The organism is Streptomyces sp. NBC_00503 (genome assembly GCF_036346895.1).
Lineage (GTDB): Bacteria > Actinomycetota > Actinomycetes > Streptomycetales > Streptomycetaceae > Streptomyces.
Genome location: NZ_CP107855.1, coordinates 6,737,760 through 6,760,055, shown reverse-complemented (window position 1 = coordinate 6,760,055; position 22,296 = coordinate 6,737,760). Strand labels below are relative to the sequence as shown.

General features: G+C 73.5%; 15 protein-coding genes and 1 pseudogene. 9 read left to right on the top strand and 7 right to left on the bottom strand.

What is annotated here, in order from left to right:
* Positions 1-12: 12 nt before the first annotated feature.
* Both OG490_RS30780 and OG490_RS30775 read left to right on the top strand, forming a co-directional pair.
* Complete coding sequence (locus OG490_RS30780) at positions 13-570, top strand: toxin-antitoxin system, toxin component (protein ID WP_330299531.1); 558 nt, start codon at positions 13-15, stop codon at positions 568-570.
* Positions 567-1,745 carry an MAB_1171c family putative transporter gene (locus OG490_RS30775; protein WP_330299530.1) on the top strand — a complete coding sequence of 393 codons (1,179 nt, stop codon included), beginning with the start codon at positions 567-569 and terminating at the stop codon, positions 1,743-1,745. Before OG490_RS30780 ends, OG490_RS30775 begins: the two co-directional genes overlap by 4 nt.
* 64 nt (positions 1,746-1,809) lie before the next feature.
* On the opposite strand, the gene OG490_RS30770 is transcribed toward OG490_RS30775, so the two are convergent.
* Together OG490_RS30770 and OG490_RS30765 are read right to left on the bottom strand one after the other, a co-directional pair.
* The gene (locus OG490_RS30770; RefSeq protein ID WP_330299529.1) at positions 1,810-2,586 is read right to left on the bottom strand and encodes a bestrophin-like domain; all 777 of its coding nucleotides are present in this window, start codon (positions 2,584-2,586) and stop codon (positions 1,810-1,812) included.
* A 46-nt stretch (positions 2,587-2,632) separates the two neighbouring features.
* Positions 2,633-3,217: a hypothetical protein gene (locus tag OG490_RS30765; protein ID WP_330299528.1), complete on the bottom strand. Its 585-nt coding sequence runs from the start codon at positions 3,215-3,217 to the stop codon at positions 2,633-2,635.
* A gap of 400 nt (positions 3,218-3,617) precedes the next feature.
* Here OG490_RS30765 and OG490_RS30760 point away from each other — a divergent pair, with 400 nt between their 5' ends.
* Genes OG490_RS30760 through OG490_RS30745 form a run of 4 tightly spaced genes read left to right on the top strand, consistent with a single transcriptional unit; the run spans position 3,618 to position 8,511 of the window.
* Positions 3,618-4,985: a M20/M25/M40 family metallo-hydrolase gene (locus OG490_RS30760; protein WP_443065993.1), complete on the top strand. Its 1,368-nt coding sequence runs from the start codon at positions 3,618-3,620 to the stop codon at positions 4,983-4,985.
* Positions 4,982-6,517 carry a YfcC family protein gene (locus tag OG490_RS30755; RefSeq protein WP_330299526.1) on the top strand — a complete coding sequence of 512 codons (1,536 nt, stop codon included), beginning with the start codon at positions 4,982-4,984 and terminating at the stop codon, positions 6,515-6,517. The genes OG490_RS30760 and OG490_RS30755 overlap by 4 nt, the downstream gene beginning before the upstream one ends.
* A gap of 39 nt (positions 6,518-6,556) precedes the next feature.
* A complete protein-coding gene (locus OG490_RS30750; protein WP_330299525.1) occupies positions 6,557-7,852 on the top strand; it encodes a sensor histidine kinase in 1,296 nt (431 codons plus the stop codon).
* Entirely contained in the window at positions 7,840-8,511 is a 672-nt protein-coding gene (locus tag OG490_RS30745; RefSeq protein WP_330299524.1) for a response regulator transcription factor, read from the top strand. Before OG490_RS30750 ends, OG490_RS30745 begins: the two co-directional genes overlap by 13 nt.
* Before the next feature lie 16 nt (positions 8,512-8,527).
* On the opposite strand, the gene OG490_RS30740 is transcribed toward OG490_RS30745, so the two are convergent.
* From OG490_RS30740 to OG490_RS30725, 4 genes are all read right to left on the bottom strand, one after another.
* Positions 8,528-9,022 (bottom strand): isochorismatase family protein, encoded by a 495-nt coding sequence (locus tag OG490_RS30740; RefSeq protein WP_330299523.1) that lies wholly within the window; start codon positions 9,020-9,022, stop codon positions 8,528-8,530.
* A complete protein-coding gene (locus OG490_RS30735) occupies positions 8,949-10,169 on the bottom strand; it encodes a glycosyltransferase 87 family protein (RefSeq protein WP_330299522.1) in 1,221 nt (406 codons plus the stop codon). The genes OG490_RS30740 and OG490_RS30735 overlap by 74 nt, the downstream gene beginning before the upstream one ends.
* 194 nt (positions 10,170-10,363) lie before the next feature.
* Positions 10,364-12,079, bottom strand: coding sequence for a methionine--tRNA ligase (gene metG / locus OG490_RS30730; RefSeq protein WP_330299521.1), 1,716 nt, complete (start codon positions 12,077-12,079; stop codon positions 10,364-10,366).
* A 238-nt stretch (positions 12,080-12,317) separates the two neighbouring features.
* Complete coding sequence (locus tag OG490_RS30725; RefSeq protein WP_330299520.1) at positions 12,318-14,426, bottom strand: hypothetical protein; 2,109 nt, start codon at positions 14,424-14,426, stop codon at positions 12,318-12,320.
* Positions 14,427-14,740: 314 nt separating this feature from the next.
* On the opposite strand from OG490_RS30725, the gene OG490_RS30720 reads away from it, so the two are divergent.
* Together OG490_RS30720 and OG490_RS30715 are read left to right on the top strand one after the other, a co-directional pair.
* Complete coding sequence (locus OG490_RS30720; protein WP_330299519.1) at positions 14,741-15,268, top strand: sigma-70 family RNA polymerase sigma factor; 528 nt, start codon at positions 14,741-14,743, stop codon at positions 15,266-15,268.
* 854 nt (positions 15,269-16,122) lie between these two features.
* Positions 16,123-16,821: pseudogene (locus OG490_RS30715) on the top strand (IclR family transcriptional regulator domain-containing protein); the annotation flags it as partial.
* A 417-nt stretch (positions 16,822-17,238) separates the two neighbouring features.
* On the opposite strand, the gene OG490_RS30710 reads toward OG490_RS30715, so the two are convergent.
* Entirely contained in the window at positions 17,239-18,858 is a 1,620-nt protein-coding gene (locus OG490_RS30710) for a serine/threonine-protein kinase (protein ID WP_443065992.1), read from the bottom strand.
* Positions 18,859-19,082: 224 nt separating this feature from the next.
* On the opposite strand from OG490_RS30710, the gene OG490_RS30705 reads away from it, so the two are divergent.
* Positions 19,083-22,286: an NACHT domain-containing protein gene (locus OG490_RS30705; protein WP_330299517.1), complete on the top strand. Its 3,204-nt coding sequence runs from the start codon at positions 19,083-19,085 to the stop codon at positions 22,284-22,286.
* Positions 22,287-22,296 lie beyond the last annotated feature (10 nt).

Genomic DNA, 22,296 nt, shown 5'->3' with positions numbered 1-22,296 from the left:
ACGGGGAGAACGGTGAGCATAGGCAGAGAGCAGCGGCGGTTGTGCGGGGAACTGGTGGCCGGCATCACGCTGACCGCGCCCGTGGAACCTGTGGACCTCTACGCCGCCCTCTGCGAGGGCATGAGCAAGCACCGCGGCCGCCGGGTCGAGTTCCGGATGGCCTCGTTTCCGCCGGGAACGGCCAGCGGCCTGTGGCTCGACATGGCGGACCGCGATCTCGTGGTCATCGAGGAACGCACCGCACCCGACCACCAGCTGGTGATCCTCGGTCACGAGCTGTGGCACATGAAGGCCGGCCACTGCAGCCACCACGTCGACGGCGCCGCCGTCGCCGCCCGGCTGCTGTCGCACGAGGCCGACATCGAAGAGACCGTGCGGCGCGTGGCCGCGCGCACGCGCGCCGACGTCCAGGAGGAGACCGAAGCCGAGACCTTCGGCCTGCTGCTGGGCAGCAAGTGCCGGACCTGGCTGGCCGGATCGGCGAGCCACCGGGCACCGGCACAACGTGATCAGCTGGCGGGCCGCATCGAGGCATCGCTCGGATACCGGGGGCACAGGAACGACCGTTGAACGGCCAGGATTACTACATACCGGCGGCCGCCATGGGGACGGCGCTCGCCTTCAAGTTGCCGGCCCTGCGCAACAACTGGCGCGACCCGCTGCTCCGATCGGTCTGCGCCCTGCTCACCCTGGCAGCCGCGATCTTCACCTTCGCCGCCCCGCCCACCATCGAGGCGGTCAACCGATGGACGGGCATCCCCAATTTCACCGCCCCGCTCGTCTACTGCCTGATCACCGCGTTCAGCGCCGCCTGCCTCGTGCTGATCGTCAACTGGCGCGGTGGCCCGCCCGAGCAGACCCGGCGCTTCTCGCGCCGCTGGATCCTCGGCTATGCCGCCGTGATCGTCGCGCTCACCCTGCTCTTCGCCCTCGGCGAGACCCCGGTGGAGCGGCTGCGCGACTTCGACACGTACTACGCCAACACCCCGTTCATCCGGGAACTCATCGCGCTCTACCTAATAGCGCACAACGTGGCCGCCTTCGTGATGGTCGCCATGTGCTGGCGGTGGTCCCTCCAGGTGCGCGGCTGGCTCCGCGCCGGCCTGATGATCATCGTCGTGGGGTACGTCTTCAACCTCAGCTACGACGCCACCAAGATCACCGCCGTCGTCGCGCGCTGGAGCGGCCACGACCTGGACTGGCTGAGCACCTCGGTGGCGCCGCCCCTCGCCTCCGCCGGGGCCAACATCAGCGCGATCGGCTTCGTGCTCCCACTCGTCTGCCAGAGGGTGTCGGACAGCCTGCGGCACTGGATCACCTACCGGCGCCTGGGCCCGCTCTGGAACGAGGTCCGCACCTCCGGTTCGGACGCCCCCGTGAGCGTCCCGATGTCCTGGTGGTCCGCCGCCGACCTCCGGGTGATCCAGCGCGAGTCGGACATCCACGACGGCTTCCTGCACCTCGGCCCGTACTTCGACCCGCGCCACCGGGACGAGGCCCTCGCGCGGGCCCTGTCCCGCGGCGCCGACGAGGAGAGCGCGCGGGCCGTCGCCGACGCGGCCATGGTCGCGGCGGCCGTACGGGCCCGCCGCGCCGACCCCGAGGGACGGGTCATCGGAGCCAGCGAGGAGGGGGCCCCGCCGGCCGCCGACGGGCCGCGCGACCTCGTACGGATCTCGCACGCCCTGCGGAACTCGCCGGTGGTGGCCGAGTTCCGGCGGCAGGCGGCCCTGTCGGGGGTCTGAGCGGAAACGTCCGGGGTCAGAGCGGGAACGTCCGGAGTCCGACCGGAAACGTCCGGGCCCGGGCTCAGCCCCCGGCGGCCATGCTCAAAGCCGGGAACAGGTCCTGGAACGGCGCCGCCGAATCGATCCCGTCCCGGCCGAAGGGCGCGTCGAAGCTCCACACCATGAACAGCAGGAACACGATCAGCGCACTGAACAGGCCCGCCAGCAGCAGCTCCCGCCCCGACCGCCGGATCTGCAGGGTGAAGATCAGCCCGACCGTGACCAGGCCGCCCACCACCAGCCCGAACCACACCACGCCCGGCAGCGTCGACTCGTCGCTCTGCGTCCGCTCGTGCCGGGCGTCGTCGGCGGCCGCGATGTGGTCCAGCAGCGGCTGGTAGGCCTGGGCCTGGAGTTCGTTGCCCGGGTTCTGGTGGGTCACGTCGCCGCGCAGCTTGCCGAGCAGCTCACCGCCCTCCGGGGAGGCGGGCGCCCCGGCGATCAGCCGCGGCCAGTCCACGCTGACGGTGTGGGAGACGTACGCGTTGACCTCGCCCCTGATCCGGTCGCGGACCGGGGCCGGGTAGACGTCGGCCCGCTGGGTGACCTCGTACAGGGACTGGGCCTCGCGGCGGACGCTGTCCTCGGCGGCGCCGCGCGCCTCCCAGACGCCCGCGATGGCCAGGCCGAGCACGATCGCGTAGACCACGCCGACCATCATCACCATGTACTCGATGACGTCGGGGGTCTCGCTGGTGTCCTCGTCAACGGCGACCCGGCGGTGCCGGAGCGCGGTGAAGGCGAGGACGAGGGCGCAGACGAGCGCCATGGCGATGGCCAGGACCAGCCATTCGGACACGAGGGTTCTCCGTAGGTTCCGTAGGTTGAATGAACGGACGAAACGTTCAGCTGCGGCTCTTGGAACGCGGTCGCAGCGCGACGGCCGCGAGGACCGCCGGGGTGGTCACGACGACCATGAGCATCACGGTGGACATACCGTCCGGGCCGCGTCTGGCCAGTGCCGAGGAGTGGTACGGGCGCACGTGGAAGCGGCTCGCGGGCCCGGCCAGGGCTGCGCCCCGGACCGGAGCCGCCCCTTCGCCCGGCGCGGGCCCCGCGCCCCCCGGGCCGTCCACCGCGGCCTGCGGGCGCTCCGCCACCCCAGCCGCTGCCTCCGCCGTCGGCCCGGGCGGCGGCTGCGCCACCACGCCCGGCTGCGGTGCCGCGCCCGGCCGTGGAGCCGGGAGCAGGAGCGGGCTGCGCCCCGGATGGAGCACGGTCGGCGCCACCGCGCCGGGCAGGGTCACCCGTACCGACGGCCGCACGGAGGGCTTCGCCGCGGGCGGCGCGGGCTTCGATTTGGCCGGAACACACAGGTCGACCCGGGCTCCGTGCCCGCCGCGGCCGTCTCCGGCGACCTCCACGTGACCGTGCAGCGGGCAGAGCGCCGCCACCAGGCCGGCCCCGGCGAAGTACTGCCAAGCGGTCACCGCACGTTCTCCCGATTCCGCAGCAGGGATGAGGGTTACGCCTGAAGAAACGATCACCGCGGGGGTTCGATACGCGTGGGACAGGTCAAGATCGCCCCACGAAGGCTCGGTTCGAGCCACCCCGTCGCCCGGCACGCGCTCCGGCTCGCACCCCCTCCCGCACCCCTGTCCGCGCCCTCCGGCCCGCGGCGACCGCCTCACCCGTCCGGCCCAGCCCGCCACGCGGCCGCCGGGGCCCCGCCCGATGATCGGAGAACCGATTCCGCGGCTCGGCGGGGTCTCCCCGGGAGCACAGGGACGGTGGCGGGTGGAAACGGACGGCGGGCACGGCGGCAGTAACAGCGGCGCGAGCGGGCAGAGCAGCTCCGGCCGGGATCTCGAAGGCCAGGTGGACGCCCTGATGGACGGCCTGCGGGCCGACCTCGAACGGCTCGCGTCGATCCCCTCGATCTCCTTCCCCGGATATCCGCCGGAGCCCGTGGAGGAGGCGCACGACCTGATCGTCGCCCTCCTGCGCGAAGCCGGCGTCCCCTCCATCGAGCGGATCGACCTCCCCGACACCGCCCCGGTGATCTACGGCGAGATCCCGCCCCCGCACCCGGACGCCCCCACCGTGCTGCTCTACGGGCACTACGACGTCCAGCCGGCCGGCGCCGCCTCCCTCTGGCTCTCCCCGCCCTTCGAACCGACCCCGGTCCCCGGCGGCCTGCGGGCGCGCGGCATCGCCGACGACAAGTCGAACGTGATCGCGCACCTGGGCATGTTGCGGGTCTACGGGGGCCGCCCGCCGGTCGGGATCAAGCTGGTGATCGAGGGGCAGGAGGAGTACGGCAGCCCCTTCGACGACTACCCACCCACCGATCCGACACGGTTCGCCTGCGATGCCATGGTCATCGCCGACCTCGGCAATCTCCGGCCGGGCACCCCGACCCTGACCACCGGTCTGCGCGGGGCCTGCGAGGTGACGGTGGAGGTGCACACGCTCGCCGAGCCGCGGCACAGCGGGGAGTTCGGCGGCGCCGCCCCGGACGCCCTGCTCGTCCTGCTCCGCGCGCTCGCCACCCTGCACGACAAGAACGGCGACGTCGCCGTGCCCGGGCTGCGGCGCGATCCCTGGGACGGAACGACCTACACCGAGGAGGAGTTCCGCGAGCTCGCCTCGGTCCTCCACGACCTGCCGCTGATCGGCACCGGCTCGCTCGGCGAGCGGCTCTGGAGCGGTCCGGCGATCACGGTCATCGGTCTGGACGCGCCCAGCGTGGACCATGCCGCCTCGGCCGTCGTCCCGTACGCGCGGGCCAAACTGAACCTCCGATTCCACCCGCGCCAGGACCCGAGGGAGGCCCGCGCCCTGCTGGTGGCGCACCTGCGGGCGCAGGCCCCCTTCGGCATCCCGCTCACCGTCACCCCCGGCGACACCGGCCCCGGTTTCGAAGCGAAGACGGGCGGGCCGGCGTACCGGGCGGCGCTGACCGCGCTCAAGGAGGCCTGGGGCACGCAGGCCTCGTACGTCGCCACGGGCGGCTCGATCCCGCTGGTGAACGGCCTCGCGCAGGCGGCCCCGGGCGCGGAGGTGCTGCTGTTCGGCGCGCAGGACAGCATGTGCAACCTGCACGCGCCGAACGAGCGGGTGCTCCTGTCGGAGCTGCGCAACACGGTGGTGGCGATGGCCGCCTTCGTACGGGAGTACGCGGCCGACTTCGAACCGGCCCCGCCCCCGGCACCGCCGGCGCCCCACGCCCCGGCTGCCCCCGGAGGCGCACGGTGACCACCCCGGCCCCCGCCCCCGCCGCGCCCGCTCCGCAGGAGGAGCCGCCCGCGAAGAAGTACTCCTTCCCCAGTGCCCTGACCGTGCTGGCCATCGTCACCGTCGCGATCTGGCTGCTGGCCTTCCTCGTACCGGCCGGGCAGTACGACCGCAACGACAGCGGCGCCCCCGTCTCCGGCACCTACCACCGGGTCGACACCACCCAGAGCTTCACCGACCGTCTGAACGACCTGTTCCTCTCCCCCGTCAACGGCCTCTACGGCATCCAGGACCCCACCACCCACCAGGTCGGGCCCACCTTCAGCGGTGACCTCTACGGCAGCGCGGGGGTCTTCCTCTTCGTGCTGGCCATCGGCGCGTTCATCACCGTCGTCTTCGCCACCGGCGCCCTCGACCGCGGCATCGCCCGCCTCGCCCACCGGCTGCGCAACCGCGGCGCGCTGCTGATCGCCGCCGTGATGGTGGTCTTCTCCGTCCTCGGCACCGTGGAGGGCTTCGCCGAGGAGACCCTCGGCTTCTACGGGCTGCTGGTGCCGATGATGCTGGCCCTCGGCTACGACCGGCTGGTCGCGGTCGGCGCCTCCATCCTCGGCGCGGGCGTCGGCGTGCTCTGCTCCACCGTCAACCCGTTCGCGACCGGCGTGGCCTCCTCTGCCGCCGACATCTCGCTGGGCGACGGGATCGGGCTGCGGTTCCTGATGTGGATCGTGCTGACCACCGTGACCGTCCTCTACGTCATCCGGTACGCGCGGCGGGTCCAGAAGGATCCGGCCAAGTCCCTGTGCGGGTTCCTGCCCGGCGACCGGGAGCAGAAGGCCACCGGCGAGGAGGAGGCGGAGCCCGAGCTGACCGGCCTGCACAAGACGGTGCTGGTGCTGCTGGTCCTGGTCTTCACCTTCATGATCTTCTCGGTGGTGCCCTGGTCGAGCGCGCTCACCGGCAAGGCGGACGCCACCCCGTACGGCTGGGAACTGGACTGGTCCTTCGCGCAGCTCGCGGCGCTCTTCATCTGCGCGGCCGTGCTGATCGGCCTGGTAGCCCGGATGGGCGAGGCGAAGCTCAGCTCCACGATCATCCAGGGCGCCGCCGACTTCATCTCCCCGGCCCTGGTCATCATGCTGGCGCGCGGGGTCACCGTCATCATGAACAACTCGAAGATCACCGACACCGTGCTCCACTCCATCGAGGGCGTGGTCGAGGGAACTTCCTCCGGGGTCTTCGCGATCATCGTCTTCCTCGTCAACCTCCCGCTCGCCTTCCTGATCCCCTCCACCTCCGGTCACGCCACCCTCACCATGCCGATCCTGGCCCCGCTCGCCGATTTCGCGGGCGTCTCCCGCGCACTGATGGTGACGGCCTGGCAGTCGGCGAGCGGCTGGATGAACCTGTGGGTCCCGACCACCGCCGTGACCATCGGCGGTGTCGCGCTGGCCAAGGTCGGCTACGACAAGTACCTGCGCTTCGTCTGGCCGTTGCTCGGCATCCTCTTCGTGCTGATCTGCGGGTTCCTGGCCCTGGGCGCCGCGCTGTAGCCGAGCTGTAGCCACGTTGCAGCCCCTAGGCTGGGGCGTATGTCCGAATCGGAGGATCCGTCCATAGCCGTGTGGGCCGCCCTGCGGCGGCCCGCGCGCTTCCTGCTGCAGTCCTGGTGGCCCTGGCGCTGCTGGGGATACCTCGGGACCGGATTCCTGCTCGGGTACCCGGCCCTGGTCGTGCTCGCCGTGCTGGTGGGCCTCGGGGTGCTGACGGCCGTCGCCGGGATCGGACTGCTGCTGCTCGTCGGAGCCGTGGCCGCGGTGGTCCCGCTCGGGCGCCTCGAGAGGCGCAGGCTGCGCTTCGTGGAGCCGCTGCCGGTTCCGGATCCCCACACCTGCCTGGCCGGGGCCCGGCCGGCCGCGTGGCTGCGGACCAGGCTCCGGGAGCGGGCGACCTGGCGGGAGGCCGGCTACGCGGCCCTGCTCGGGCTGGTCTTCGCCCCGGCCGGGTTCGGGGTCGTCGCCCTGCTCGCCTTCTCCCTGATCCTCGTCGCGACCCCCGTCATCGCCTGGGCCATCGCCCCCGACCAGGTGATGCTGATCCCCGGCGAGCCGGTCTCCGGCCCCCTGGAGGCCCTGGGCGGAACCGCCGCCGGGCTGGCCGGGCTCGTCCTCGCCGCCTACGCCGGAGCCCTGCTCGCCGGGTTCCAGGTCAAGACCGCCCGGCTGCTGCTCGGTCCGCGCGAGGAGGACCACCGGGTGCTGGAGCTGACCCGCTCCCGGGTCCGCCTCGTCGACGCCTTCGAGGCGGAACGGCGCCGCATCGAGCGGGACCTCCACGACGGGGCGCAGCAGCAACTGGTGGCGCTGAGCATGACCCTGGGACTGGCCGAGATGGAGCTGCGCAAGGTTCCCGGGGCGGCCGGGGCCGCCGCACTGGTGGCCCGCGGCCGCGGCGAGGCCGGGCTCGCGCTGACCCAGCTCAGGGATCTGGTCCGGGGAATCCACCCGCAGGTGCTGACCGACCACGGGCTCGCGGCGGCCGTCGCCGAGGTGGCGCTGCGCCATCCGCTACCGGTGAGCGTGGACCTGGCCGCCGTGCCCCGGCTGGCCGACTCCGTGGAGATCACCGCGTACTTCACGGTCACCGAGGCGCTCGCGAACGCGGCGAAGCACAGCGGCGCCTCGCGGGTGGCCGTCGCCGGTAGGGTCGAGGGCGACCGGCTCACCCTCACCATCAGCGACGACGGCCGCGGCGGAGCGGATCCCGGCGCGGGGGCGGGCCTGGCGGGTCTCGCGGACAGGGTGGCGATGTTGAAGGGCAGGCTGGTGGTCTCCAGTCCGGTGGGCGGACCGACCGAACTCCGGGTGGAGGTACCGTGCTCCGGCTGATCCTCGCCGAGGACTCGGTCCTGCTGCGCGCCGGGCTGACGGAACTCCTCACCCTCGGCGGCCACGAGGTCCTGGCGGCCGTCGGCGACGCGGACGAACTGCTGCGCGCGGTGTCGGCGCAGCGGCCCGACGCGGTCGTGACCGATGTCCGGATGCCGCCGGGCTTCCGCGACGAGGGCCTGCGGGCCGCGCTCGAACTCCGTGAACGGGACCCCTCGTTGCCCATACTGGTCCTCTCGCAGTACGTGGCCACGGCCTACGCGACCCAGTTGCTCACCGCGGTCTCCCCGACCGGCGGCTCCGCCGGGCTGGGATACCTGCTCAAGGACCGGGTCGGGGAGGTGGCGGAGTTCCTGGACGCCCTCCAGCGGGTCGCGGACGGCCAGACGGTCATCGACCCGGAGGTGGTCCGCGTCCTGCTGAGCGCCCAGAACGCCGACCGGCCGCTGGCCCGGCTGACCCCGCGGGAGCGGGAGGTGCTGGCCCTGATGGCGGAGGGCCTGAACAACCAGGCCCTGGCGGCCCGGCTGTTCGTCACGGAGGCGGCCGTCGTCAAGCACGCGAGCAGCATCTTCATGAAGCTCGACCTCGACCCGACGGAGGGCAACCGCCGCGTCCTGGCCGTCCTCGCCCACCTCCGGGGCGCGCGGACCCCGTAACCCGGCCCGGTCGGCTTCAGGCCCGGGTGTAGGCGGCCGTGTCGCGGACTTCGCCGAACCTGGGGAAGATCCGCTCGACGGTGAACTCGTGCTCGTCGGCGGCGAATCCGGACATCGCGTCGGCGACGAACTCCACCTCGTAGCCGTGGTCGCTCGCGGCCCGTGCACTGGACTCCACCCCCATCGTGGTGACCAGCCCCGCGAACACCAGGGTGTCCACGCCCAGTTCGCGCAACCGGTCGTGCAGATCCGTTCCTTGGAACGCCCCGACGGTCTGCTTGACGACCGTGACGTCTCCGGGCAGCACCAGCCCGTCGGCGAAGCCGCTGCCCGGCGGCTGCTCGGCCACGCCCGGCCGGTCCACCCGGACCAGGACCACGGGGCGCCCGCCCGCCCTGAACGCCTCGGCCAACCGGTGGCAGCGTTCCAGCACTTCGTCACCGGAGTACGGCGCGAGGGGCAGGGCGATGATGCGCGGCATCAGGTCGACGAGGATCAGCGCGGAGTTCATGGGAGCGATCGTAGGCCAGGGTCCGGGGCCGCCCCGGCACGGTGAACGAGCGGGCCCAGAGGCACAGGAGCACCGGGAGGGCGAGGTAGCCGAAGCGGGCGGCCGGGGCCAGGGCGAAGGCGAGGGCGAGGCCGATCGCGAGACGGTCGGCGGCGGCCACCACCGTGCCCGGCGGCCTCACCACCAGGGACACCGCGACCGCGAGCCCGCCCGCCACCAGCAGGGCCACCGCCATGTACCAGCCCCACGGGCCCAGTTCGGCCAGCAGGTGCCCCGGCAGGGGGCTGCCCGCCGGGGTCGCCACCTCGGCCCGGCCCATGGGGAAGGCGAACACCTGCCGCCACAGCTCCGCCGGCTGGAGCAGCACGCCCGGCAGGATCAGCGCGGCGGAGCCGAGCACCGCCACCAGTGCGCAGCGCACCGCCGCGCCCCGGCCCCGGCGGACGGCGAGCAGCGCGACCGCCACCGCCACCGCGGGCAGCGCCGTCCACTTCAGGGCGCACGCTCCGGCGAGTACCGCCCCGGCCAGGACGGGCCGTCCGGCGCCGGCGGCCGCCAGCGCCAGGCACAGCAGCCCGGTCAGCGGCAGGTCCACCCCGCTCACCACCAGCGGCAGGGCCACCACCGGGGAGGCCACCAGCAGCGACAGCCTTCCCGAGGCCGCACCGCCGAGCAGTCGGCGTCCGGCCCACATGCCTGCGAACAGGGCGGCCGCGCACCAGAGCCGGGCATCGCCGAGGGGGCCGCCCAGGAGGGCGTGCGGGATGCCGAAGACCGCCATGCCGGGCAGGTACGGGGTGTACTCCTCGACGCCGGCCGGGTGGTCCACGTAGAGCCGCCCGGACTCCAGCAGGAGCCGGCCGGAGCGCTCGATGACCAGCACCTCGGACTGGCCCTGCCCGCTCAGCACGAGCCAGAGGAGGGGTACGGCGATCGCGCCCGTCAGCGCGGCGGCCGCGGCTGCTCGTGGCCGCCGCACGGCGAGGGCCGCCGCGGTGAGGTATCCGGCGGCCGCGCACCAGCCCCAGAGCCGGTGCGGGCCGAGGGAGGAGAACAGCGGGAAGGACAGCGCCCAAGCGGCTGCGAGCAGCGGGCCGGCTGTCCGCCAGGACGCGCGGGAGGGAAGGGATGCACGGGGAGAGGGCATGGGTTCATTGCAGCCGCCGGGCACCTGCCCGGTCTGCACGGTCAAGTGGACGGTCCGTGGTGGGGTTTCCCCTACCGTGACCCCTACCGTGTCCCTGCCCTGCCCGCGACCGCGCGGGGGAACGCCGCAGGGGCGCGACCCCAACGGGTCGCGCCCCTGCGTCAGTTCACTCGGTGCCGTCCGGCTCCGGGGGCTCAGGCCTCCGGGTTGCCGCCGAACCGCTCGCGGTAGGACTCCAGGTCCTCTTCGGTGACCCTGGCGAAGAGGACCGGCGGCACGGTGAACGGCGTCCCCGCCGGTACCGCGTCCAGGGACTTGGCCTGCTCCGGGGTGATCCACGCCGCCGTGTCCCCGTCGAGGGCGAACGCGGAGCGCATGGCACGCGCCGAGGCCGGGATGAAGGGCTCGGAGACCACCGAGTAGAGGTGGATGAGGTTCATCGCGGTGCGCAGCGTGAGCGCGGCGCCGTCCAGGTCGGTCTTGACCTCGAGCCAGGGGGCCTTCTCGTCGAGGTAGGAGTTTCCGGCCGACCACAGGGCGCGCAGCGCGGCGGCCGCCTTGCGGTACTGGAGGGCCTCCATGTGACCCTCGTACTCCGCCAGCAGCTCGGCGATCTGCTCGCCCAGCTTGGCCTCGACCTCGCCGGCCGGGCTGCCCGCCGGAACCTCGTCGCCGAAGCGCTTGAGGGAGAAGGTCAGTACGCGGTTGACGAAGTTGCCGAGGGTGCCGCCGAGGTCCTTGTTGACCGTGGAGGCGAAGTGCTCCCAGGTGAAGGAGGAGTCGTCGGACTCGGGGGCGTTGGCGATGAGGAAGTAGCGCCAGAAGTCGGCCGGCAGGATTTCGAGGGCCTGGTCGGTGAAGACTCCGCGCTTCTGCGAGGTGGAGAACTTGCCGCCGTAGTACGTCAGCCAGTTGAAGGCCTTGACGTAGTCGACCTTCTTCCACGGCTCGCGGGTGCCGAGCTCGGTGGCCGGGAACATCACCGTGTGGAACGGGACGTTGTCCTTGGCCATGAACTGCGTGTAGCGGACGTCGTCGGCCTCGTACCACCACGACTTCCAGTCGCGGTTGGCCGGGTCGGCGTCGGCCCACTCCTTGGTCGAGGCGATGTACTCGATCGGGGCGTCGAACCAGACGTAGAACACCTTGCCGTCGGCGGCCAGTTCGGGCCACGTGTCGGCGGGGACCGGGACGCCCCAGTCGAGGTCGCGGGTGATGGCGCGGTCGTGCAGGCCCTCGGTCAGCCACTTGCGGGCGATGGAGGAGGCCAGCTGCGGCCACTCCTCCTCGTGCTCCGCGACCCAGGCCTCGACCTCGCCCTGGAGCTTGGACTGGAGGAGGAAGAGGTGCGTGGTCTCACGGACCTCGAGCTCGGTGGAGCCGGAGATGGCCGAGCGGGGCTCGATCAGGTCCGTGGGGTCCAGGACGCGGGTGCAGTTCTCGCACTGGTCGCCGCGGGCCTTGTCGTAGCCGCAGTGCGGGCAGGTGCCCTCCACGTAGCGGTCCGGCAGGAAGCGGCCGTCGACCGGCGAGTAGACCTGCCGGATCGCGCGCTCCTCGATGAACCCGTTTTCCTGGAGCTGGCGCGCGAAGTGCTGGGTGATCTCGCGGTTCTGCTCCGAAGAGCTGCGGCCGAAGTAGTCGAAGGACAGCTCGAAGCCGTCGTAGACCGCCTTCTGGGCGTCGTGGGCCTGCGCGCAGAACTCGGCGACCGAGAGGCCGGCCGCCTTGGCGGCGAGCTCGGCGGGGGTGCCGTGCTCGTCGGTGGCGCAGATGTAGAGGACGTCGTGGCCGCGCTGGCGGAGGTACCGGGAGTACACATCCGCCGGAAGCATCGACCCGACCATGTTGCCCAGGTGCTTGATCCCGTTGATGTAGGGAAGCGCGCTGGTGATCAGGTGTCGAGCCATCCTCGGATGCTCCATTTCATATATGCCGGTTACAACGTGACGTGCGGTTCATCGTATCGAACCGCCGAAACGCCACGTGCCGCATTTCTTCGGGCGTGGACGGGGGTGGCCGCGGGCGGCCGTAACGCAAAAGCGAGGGTGGTGACCTCTGCGTCACGGCCCTCGCGCTGCGGCCATGGTACAGCGGGGACAGGTGGGACCCGACCGCCGTCCAAGGGCCGGCGCTCCTGATCGTGCTTCAGTCCCTGCCGCCCGCGCCGCCGTCGATCGCGGTGATCCGGGCGCCGCTCGCCAGGCTGCCCGCCAGGGCGACCGGAGCGCTCTGCGGACCGTCGAGGGGCACCGTGAGGAACCGGCCGCTCGCCTCCGCCCGGACGGCGCCCTGCGCCGTGATCCCGGTGACCTCGCGGCTGCCGGCCGCCAGCAGGTACCAGCGGCCGGCGGGCGAACGCCACCGGGTGCCCGCGAGCAGGTGCTGGCCGAAGCGCCCGCACGCGGCGGTCGAGCGGGCCCGCGCCACGTCCTGCGGGGGCCCGGCGGGCGGCCGCAGCTGGACCAGGACGTCGCCCGGACCGGCCCAGCCGGAGGCCCGGGTGCAGGACCAGACCGCCCGCCCGGCGCCGTCGGGGAGCTCGGAGTCGGCGAAGTCCCAGATGTTGACGGCCCGCACCGAGGCGCCGCGCAGCTCCCGCAGCCGGCAGGCGACCGCCGCCCAGGCCGCCCGCGCGGCGGGGCCGGTGGCCTCGCGCGGCTGGCGGGCGGCCACCGCGGCGGGCCCGTCGGGCAGCGGTGTGTAGGTGAGGTGTACGGGGGTCAGGGCGGCGCCCGGGTCGGCGAGGACGAAGGCGTGCTTCTCGACGATGCGGGCGGAGGAGGTCAGCTCCAGCGCGGGCCAGGAGTCGCAGGCCCCGCCCGTACGGGGTACCGCGGTCTCCTCGGTGACCCCGTCGGCCGATACGGCCAGGGGCCTGGCCTCGTCCCCGGCCCGGAGCAGGTCGCGGGTGGCGGCCTTCGCGATCCACGGCGCGAGCAGGTACCGGGCCCGGCCCCCGTCGCCGCCATCACCGCCGGACCGGCTCAGGACCAGCGCGGCGGCGGTGGTCACATTGGCCTCGTCGGTACGGGCGAACGCGAGCTCCCGTCCGCGCGGCCCGTCGGCGGCTTCGGCGTAGCGCACCACCCGGTCCGCGTCGAGCAGCAGGACCACGGCCCGCCCCGCGGTGTCCCCCGCGTACAGGAGCTGCGGCGCGCGGCCCGGCGGGTCGGTCGCGGTGCCCGGCGCGGCGGTGACCGCCACCTCGCGGGGCCGGGCCGCCCAGGCGGCCAGGGCGCGGGCGAGGAGCTGCCGGTCGGCGGTGCGCCCGCCGCGCGCGGGCCAGGCGGTGAAGTCGACCCGGGCGGTGTCCGCCCAGGCCTCGGCGGGCACCCGGACCAGCCGGGCGGGATCGAGCGCTCCGGCGACGGCCGGTCCGGCGAGCGGGGTCGCCTCGGGGCGCGGCGGCGATCCGTCGGCGGCCAGGATCCCGGCGGCCAGGGCCAGCGCGGCCACTACTGTCCAGGCCGCGCGGGTCCGGCGGCGCCGGCGCAGCAGGTCGGTGGGGCGGGCGCTGACCACGCTGGCGTCGAACTCCGGTCCGCTCGGCCCCCGCAGGAGCGTTTCACCGGGGCCTCCCCCGGTTCCGGTCCCCTGCGGCCCCGGCCCGTCGTTCCACCCATCGATCCATCCGGCGGCCCGGCCGCCGGGCCGGTCGCCGGGCCGGTCGCCGGGCCGGTCGCCGGGCCGGTCGCCGGGCCGGTCCGCATCCCGATGCGCGGGCGGACCGACCGCCAGTGCCTCGCGCATCGCGTCCGCCGGGTCCGCCACCCCGGCCGCGCCGAGCAGCCGGACGGCAGTCTCCTCGGGCAGGCCGTCGACGCGGTGGAGGACGAAGGCGGCCCGGACCGGTCCCGGCGCCTGCCCCAGCAGCCGGGAGGCCTCGTCGATCCCGCCCGCCGGGGGCCACAACCGCAGCCCCCATACGAAGGGCGGGACCGGGGGCCATCCCAGCGCGGCCGCGGTGACGCGGGCCCGGCCGGTCGGGGCCAGGCTCGCGCGCAGGACCCGTACCCGTACCTCGGCGAGCGGACTGCCCGGGCTGTCGGGGCCGGCCGGGGCCCCGGTGCTGCCGCGCCCGCCGCGCGGCAGGGCCCGCTGGACGGCCTTGTGCGCCAGGAGGACCCGGGTATGGCGGCCCAGGGAGACCGGGAGGGTCACGTAGGCGAGCCGCACCAGTTGGGGGTACTGCTCGACGAGAACGGCCTCGGCCTGCTCCACGGCGGTGGAGCGGAATCGCTGTGTTGTGCCCACGATCCGACAAACGAGTGAATCTTGGGATGGTCACACGCTGTGCCCCTGCGGCGGAGGTGCGAAACGTCCGCACGGGATTGCGGCATATGCGTTTGCGCTGGTTGAACGCACGCGCGGTCGCCTTCGATCACCGACCGATCATCACCGAACGTAATTCCTCCAGCTTTCGTCTCTGCGCCCTCCGAGTGCGCCCGCGCTGATTTCCTTGGGCCGCGCACACGGGATGGGGTGGAGCGGTGAGCGATGGCAGCGGACCGGAGGAGTCCGGTGGCGGGGCCGTGGGTCTGCCGAGCCGGCGAAGGCGGCCGACTCCCATGACCCAGTGGGATTCGACGGCACGTTTGTCGTACTGGGCCTTCCACGCCGACCGGCGCCCGGCCTACATGCGGTTCGCGTACCTGCAGCTGGGTACCGACGCGGCAGCCGAGGAGGCGGTCGACTCGGCCTTCGACTCGATCATGGGCGAGTGGCTGCGGATGCTCCACATGGACCGTCTCGACGCGTACGCATGGACCGTGCTCAAGCAGCGGATTGCGGACCGCCAGTACCACCGCACCCCCTGGCCGGAGCCGATGGACATCAGTGCCTTCGAGGCCGCGCTCAAGGAAGCCCCCGTGGAAGCCGACCAGTACGAGGTGCTCACCGACACCATCCGGTTCTACTCCGCCGTCTCCCGGCTCGCCGAACGGCAGCGCGACACCGTGCTGTTGAGGTACGGGCTCCAGTGCACCCCGGGCGAAGCCGCCGCCATGATGGGCGTGGACGAGGCCACGGTCCGCTCGCAGCTCGGCCAGGCGCAGCGGCGCCTCGCCCGGCTGCTCGACACCTCGGCCGAGTCATGAGCCGGGGCACGAGCCGCGGGACCAGGCGCGAGGACGGCGGACTCCCGCGCTCCCTGGACGAGTTCCTGGCGCGGGCCGGCGTACGCGACCGCTATCCGCACTACGACCTGGGCGCGGCGGAGGCCCGGCTGCTGCGGGGCGACGGCGGCGTCCGCAGCGACCGCTCCCTGGCTCCGGCGTCACCGCAGCCGGTCCCCCGCCGGCGCGGAACCCACGGCCGGCGCCGGTCGTTGGGCTGGTGCGACCCCGCGCGGGACGTGCCGCTGGACTCCGAGCGGGCGGGACACGACCTCAAGGCCGCCTGTCTGGCTTCCGTCTGCGCGCCCAAGGCCCGGGAGCGGCTCGACGCGTTCGAGACCGGCGGGCACGCCGATCTGCCCGGAGCCGTGGTCTTCGGCTGTCTGCTCCACCTGGCCGGACTGCGCGAAGGAGCCCGCTTCTGGTGGCAGTTCGCGGCCGGATCCGGCCGGTCCCGGACCACGCACGCCGCGTACTGCCTCTTCCTCGACCACTCCCGGCGCGGAGAGCACCACGACGCCCGGATCTGGGCCCGCGAACTGGGCCGCCGCCGCTTCCGCCCGGGCGGCCCCCGGGACCTGCGGGAGGTACGGCTGTGCGCACAGGCGGCCGTCCTGCGCTACGTCGACCAGCTCGACGACCCCGACCTGGGCCCGGTGCCGCTGCCCAAGCCGGGGCTGTCCCGGGTGCTGGACGCCTTCCTGCCCCCGTCGGCCGCTCCGGTACGGCCGCCCGAGGACCGGCCCGCGAAGAGGCCGGGCGCGGGCCCGCTGCGCCACCCTTCGCTGACGGCCGCGGCCCGCGGCACCGTCGTACAGCCCGGCGGCGGCGAGGCCCTGGCGCAGGCCCGCCGCGCCCTGGCCCTCGTACGCGTCCTCGAACGCCGGCCGCTCGGCGTACGGACCGGCCGGCTGGGGCGGGAGGCCGGCCTGGCGGAGGCGGAGCTCGGGCCGCTGCTTTCGATGCTCTGCGAGGAGGGGTACGCGTACCGGCCCGGCGTCGGGGTCTACGCCCCCGGACCGGCCCTCGGCCGGGGCCTCGCGGGCCAGCTCCAGCACACCCTGTCCCTGGCCAGGGACAGTGCGGGCGCGGCCGTGTACCTCAGCCGGTACGCGGAGGGGGAGGTCCGCATCACCCAGATGGCGGACGGGCCCGGCACCCCGCCCGTGCGGGAGTGGGTGGACTTCCGGGACGCCGCGCACGCCAGCGCGGTGGGCAAATGCCTGCTGAGCCAGCTCGACCACGACGGCCGCGCCGACCACGTGGCCCGCCACCGGCCCGCCCGGCTCACCGAGCGGACCATCACCGACAGCCGGGCCCTGTTCACGGCGCTCGACGCGGTGGCCCCGGGCGCGCCCGTCTTCGACCTGCGCGAATACTCCCCCGGCGTGGTCTGCGCGGCGGTGCCCCTCGCGCTCGGCGACACGGTCGGCAGCCTCGCGCTGTCGCTGCCGGGCTCCCACGCGCACCGGCTGCGGCCGGCCACCGAGGCGCTGCGGCGCAAGGCCGTCCCGGTCCTGCTGGCGCTGCTGCTGGCGGGGGCGATCCCGCCCGACGCCGCCCCCGGAGCGGACCCCGTCACGGACCCGGCCTCCGATGCCGGGCACGGCCGGGACGCGGGCACCGCCCCGGGCGCGGACCCGGACGCCACGGAGCCCCGGGAGCCGGGGCCGCAGCCCGCGGCGGATCCGGCGGCCGACCCGGTGCCGGTCTCCGCGGAGACGCTGCGCCACCTGCGCAGGCTCTTCCGGACTCCGCTGACCCGGGCCGCCCAGGAGGCCGACGGGCCGCACCTGGTCAGCGACAGCGCCTCGGAGGCGGCGTACCTCTTCGACGCACCGCCGGACGGGGACTTCCCGGGCCTGGCGCTCCCCCGCACCTTCGCTCCGCTGGTCCCGGGCAGCCTGCGGACGGCCGACGGCCTGGTGGTGCTGCGTACCTGAGCGGCGCCGTCAGGGGCTGGTGGAACCGGGCGGGGCAGACGCGCCGGGGGCAAAGGTGGCGACGAGGATGTCGAACTGGTGCTTCGCCTCGACGCGTTCACCCACCGGCGCGGAGACCCAGATGTCGTACATCCGGCCGTTCTGGTCCCAGCAGAGGTCGTAGGTGTACCGGGGCCCCTCGGCCGCGCTGAAGCCGTTCCAGGTGAACTCCCACAGTGCGGCGGGCTGTTGCTGATGGGTCGTGGAGACGACCTTGCCGTCCCGGTAGCCGGGGTTGGTGTCCGGGCCGTTCGCGTGGGACTGCCGCATCACGCCGAGCGGCCCGCCGGGCACCGGCATCTTGACCCGGATCCCGATGCGGAAGGCGCCGTCCGGGGAGACGTAGAAGACGCGTTGGTCGTCGGTGGCCCGCTGGTATCCCTCGGGTACGGCGACGCCGAAGCCCTGCGGGTCCCGGACCGTGTGGTACCCGGCGGGCAGCGCGCCCGGCACCGTACCGGGCTGCGGCGCGCTCAACGCCGGGCTCCCGCCCGGGCTCGCGCTCGCCGCCGGACTGCTGGAGGGCGACTGCGGCGCGGACGCGCCGGGGACCCCGGTCGGGACCTCCCGCGCGGATGCGGCATCCGGCTTCCCGTCACCGAACAGCGAGGTGGCGGCCACCGACCCGGCGGCAGTCAGGACCAAGGCCGCCGCGATCAGTCCGAAGCGCAGGACAGGGCGCGCGGTCGCGGGCTGGCGCAACGTCAACTGATCAACAACCGGAGCCTTTTCGGTGGTGTCACGGCCAGTGAGCGCCCCGTCCACGGATGCCCGGCCCACGGCCGTCCGGTCCGCAGGGGCCCGGTCCGCAGGCACCCGGTCGGCGGTCGCGAGGCCGCCGCTCCCGCCGGCCAGGTAGGCCGACAGCAGCCGCTCCGCCTCGGGCGCAGTCGTCCGGCGCTCCGGATCGCGTTCCAGCAGGCCCCGGATGACCGGGAGCAGCGGGCCGGCCTGCGAAGGCGGCCGGATCTCGGCGGACACCACGGCGTGCAGGATCCCGCCCAGCGAATCGCGGCGGAAGGGCGACTCCCCGGCCATCGCGGCGCACAGCAGCGTGCCGAGCGACCACAGGTCGGAGGCCGGGCCGGCCTCGGCGCCCTGCATCCGTTCGGGGGCGGTGTATTCGGGTGAGCCGACGAAGCCGCCCGTCTCGCTGATCGTGGTGGCTCCGGAGAGGCGGGCGATGCCGAAGTCGGTGAGCACCACGCGGCCGGTGCCCGCCTCCATGAGGACGTTGGCCGGTTTGACGTCGCGGTGGAGGACGCCCCGGCCGTGGGCCGCGGTCAGGGCGCCGAGCAGGGCGAGCCCGGTCCTGGCTGCCTCGACCGGGGTGAGGGTCTTCCCGGCGGAGATCAGGCCGGCGAGCGAGCCGCCGTCGACCAGTTCCATGACGATGCACGGGTGCCCGTCGTGCTCGATGACGTCGTGGACCACGACGACGTGGGGGTGCCTGACAAGCGCGACGGCGCGCGCCTCGCGCAGGGCTCCGGCCGCCACACCGCCGTCCTCGTCGCCCTCGCCCACATAGAGCACCTTGACGGCGACCGGCCGCCCGAGCAGTTCGTCGGCGGCCCGCCAGACCGTGCCCATCCCGCCCCGGCCCAGCCGCTCTTCCAGGCGGTACCGCCCGGCCACCACGACACTGCCGCGCACCTCGTCCTGTGCCACCGCTCCCCCTCACCTGGTTCCGGGCCCATGATGCCGCAGCCCGCCCCCACCCGGCCCGGCTCTGCGCACGCGTATACGCCGGTGGGGCGACATCTCGGCACCTTAAGATCGTGCCGGCACCGATCACAGCTCTACGGGGGGCACACGTGGAACCCACAGCCATCGGACTGAAGCTGGCATCGTCCGTCATCGGCCCGCTCGTGAAGAAGTTCTTCCTCGCGGACGCCCCGGGAGCGGGCCTGGTCGACAAGCCGATCCGCCTCAGCGGCTACGTCTCCTTCAAGGGCGAGAAGCGCACCCTCACCGAGTCCGACGTGCGCGGCCTGGCCGCCACCCTCGTCGAACAGGCCCTGCGCACGGACGAAGGCCGCATCCCGGCGGACGAACAGGAGGCCGTCACCGACGCCCTCGCCTCGACGCTGCACGCCCTCGGCGACCTCACGATCACCGATGTGGACGCCGTCCGCCTCGGCCCGGAGGCCTTCGCCCGCGAACTGCGCCGCGCGGGCGGCCGGCCGGAGCGCCACCTCTCTGCCGACGCCACCCACTTCTACGAGGCCCTGCTCGCCCTCGCGGCCCGCCACATCCTGGAGTTCTTCACCCGGCGCAGCACGTTCGTCGCCCACGCGCTGGTCCGCCAGACCCGGGATCTGGACGAACTGACGGCGAAGACGGACGAGTTGATCCGGCGGACGCCGCTGCCCGACGCCGCGGACCTCGCGTTCGAGGCCTCGTACCTGCCCTACATCGCGAAGAAGCACGGCAAGCTCACCATCTACGGGATCGACCTCAAGAACTCCCCGACCCGGTGGCCGCTGGACGTGGCGTACCTGAGCCTGGAGGCGGCGCCCCTGGGCGGGGCTGCGGCCGACTCCCCCGAGGACGTGGAACAGGGCGCCCGGCCCCTGATGCACCGGCCGCCGGAATCCCAACCCGCGGACCAGGTGCTGGCGCGCAAGCACCGAGTCCTCCTGCGCGGGGAGGCGGGCTCGGGCAAGACGACGCTCATCCAGTGGCTGGCCGTCTCCGCCGCACGCGAGGAAGAGGGGCAGCCCGCATACCTGCGCCACCGGATCCCCTTCGTCCTGCCGCTGCGCACGCTCTCCCGCCACGGCGGCCCGCTGCCCACCCCCAAGGAGTTCCTCGGCGCGATCGGCTGTCCCCTCGCCGGCACCCAGCCCGCCGGGTGGGAGCACCGGGTGCTCGGCGCCGGGCGGGGACTGGTCCTGATCGACGGCATCGACGAAATCCCGGAAGCCGAGCGGGCAAGGACCCGGCGCTGGCTCCGCGATCTGACCGAGACGTACGACGGCGACAACCGCTGGCTCGTCACCTCCCGGCCCTCGGCCGTGGGCCAGGACTGGCTCGCCGAGGACGGGTTCACCGAACTGGCGCTGTCCTCCATGGGCCCGGCCGACATCGCCGCCTTCATCCGGCGCTGGCACGCGGCCGCCCGCACGGGGACGGCCGAGGACGCGGACCTCGACGGATACGAGGCCCAGCTACTGAGAGATGTCCGCAGCAAGCCGGACCTGGGCCTGCTGGCCACCAACCCCCTGATGTGCGGGCTGATCTGCGCGCTCCACCGCGACCGGCACGGCTATCTCCCGCACGGGCGCAAGGACTTGTACGAGGCCGCGCTGTCGATGCTCATCAGCCGCCGCGACCGGGAGCGCGACATGCCGGTCCCCGACCTCCGCGAAGAGCCCCAACTGGACCTGCTGCAGCGGCTCGCGTACTGGCTGGTCAAGAACGGCCGTACGGAGATCGACCGTTCACAGGCCGAGGACATCATCGCCCGGGCCCTGCCCGCGATTCCCGAGGCGGCCGCCATGGGCGACGCCGTGGCCGTCTTCGACCACCTCCTCCTGCGCAGCGGCCTGCTCCGCGAACCGGCCCCCGGGACGGTCGACTTCGTCCACCGCACCTTCCAGGACTTCCTCGGAGCGCGGGCCGCCGTGGAGGAGGGCGACTTCGGCCTGCTCACCGCCCACGCCGCCGACGACCAGTGGGAGGACGTCATCCGCATGGCGGTCGCCCTCGCCCGGCCGCGCGAGCGCGTCGCGCTCTTCCAGGACCTGCTGTCCCTGGGTGACCGCACCGACGACCGGCGGAGCCAGGCCCGCGTCTACCTGCTCGCCGCCGCCTGCCTGGAGCACGCCACGACGCTGGATCCGGCCGTTCGGGAGGCGGTGGAGGAACGCATGGCCAGGCTGATCCCGCCGCGCAGCGAGATCGAGGCCCGGGCGCTGGGGGAGGTGGGTCCGCTCATCCTCGGCCTGCTGCCCGGCCCCGAGGAGCTCGACCCGCTGGACGCCTACTACTCGGTGATCGCGGCCTCGCACACCGGATCGGACACGGCCCTGGATTTCCTCGGCCGGTTCGCCGAGCACCCGTTCCTCTCGCTCCGCAGCCAGCTCATGTGGGCGTGGTCCCGCTTCGACAGCGCCCGGTACGCGGACGAGGTCATCGCCCGGCTGGATCCGATCTCGCTCGACTACACGGTGACGTCCGACGAACAGCTGCAGCATCTGGAGCGCCTGGGAGTCCTGCCGGGCCTCCTGGACGTCAGGGCAGGCGTTTCCACGGACGCTCTGGGCTCGTACCTCTCCCGGCACGCGGTGACAGATCTCAAGATCGTCGACCACCCACTGACGGATCTGGGGTTCCTGGCCGGACAGCCGGGGCTCGAATCCCTCGAGCTCTCCGGCTGCCAGCGCCTCGTCGATCTCTCCCCTCTTGGGGGCCTCCCGCTCCGGGACCTGACCATCGACTCCTGGGCACCCATGGATCTGCACGTATTGACACGGCTGGCGGAGCTTTCGAGTCTGACGGTCAACGATCCGGCCGACATGACCTGGTCCCTGGAAGCCCTGCATCCGAGTGCGCCGCTTCGGGTCCTGCACCTGCTCGGGGAGGTCGGCTCCGAGGGCGGCCTGAGGGGACTGGGCCGCTTCACGGAACTCACCTCCTTCGGCATCGGGTTCGGCCGGCTCTCGACCGAGGACTGGCAGGAGCTCGCCCGTCTTCCCAGACTCCAGATCCTGACCCTGGACGCGACCTCGTTCGCGACGCTTCCCGGTGGCACGGTCCTGGCCCACGTCGTCGCAATCCACCTCAGTGACATCCACGGGACATGGGTCACGCAGCAGGCGTTGAACCGGCTGCCACGCGCCTTCCCCGCCCTGCGCTCCTGTCGGTTCATCGGCGACATGACGGACGGGGGTTCCATCGACGTCTCGCCTCTGGCTGAGCTCCCCGGCCTGGAGTGCTGGATCAAGGCCCCCCGGTCCCGTCTCGACGGTCTCGACTCCCTGCCCCCTTCCGTGAGGGTCGAGACGGTCGAGTGACCCCGCCACC

Excerpts from the sequence above, each read along its gene's own strand:
- OG490_RS30760 (WP_443065993.1), top strand. The coding sequence starts at position 3,618 with ATGGACGGCCTGCGGGCCGACCTCGAACGGCTCGCGTCGATCCCCTCG.
- OG490_RS30750 (WP_330299525.1), top strand. The coding sequence starts at position 6,557 with ATGTCCGAATCGGAGGATCCGTCCATAGCCGTGTGGGCCGCCCTGCGG.
- OG490_RS30740 (WP_330299523.1), bottom strand. The coding sequence starts at position 9,022 with ATGAACTCCGCGCTGATCCTCGTCGACCTGATGCCGCGCATCATCGCC.
- OG490_RS30735 (WP_330299522.1), bottom strand. The coding sequence starts at position 10,169 with ATGCCCTCTCCCCGTGCATCCCTTCCCTCCCGCGCGTCCTGGCGGACA.
- metG (WP_330299521.1), bottom strand. The coding sequence starts at position 12,079 with ATGGCTCGACACCTGATCACCAGCGCGCTTCCCTACATCAACGGGATC.
- OG490_RS30720 (WP_330299519.1), top strand. The coding sequence starts at position 14,741 with ATGACCCAGTGGGATTCGACGGCACGTTTGTCGTACTGGGCCTTCCAC.
- OG490_RS30710 (WP_443065992.1), bottom strand. The coding sequence starts at position 18,858 with ATGGGCACGGTCTGGCGGGCCGCCGACGAACTGCTCGGGCGGCCGGTC.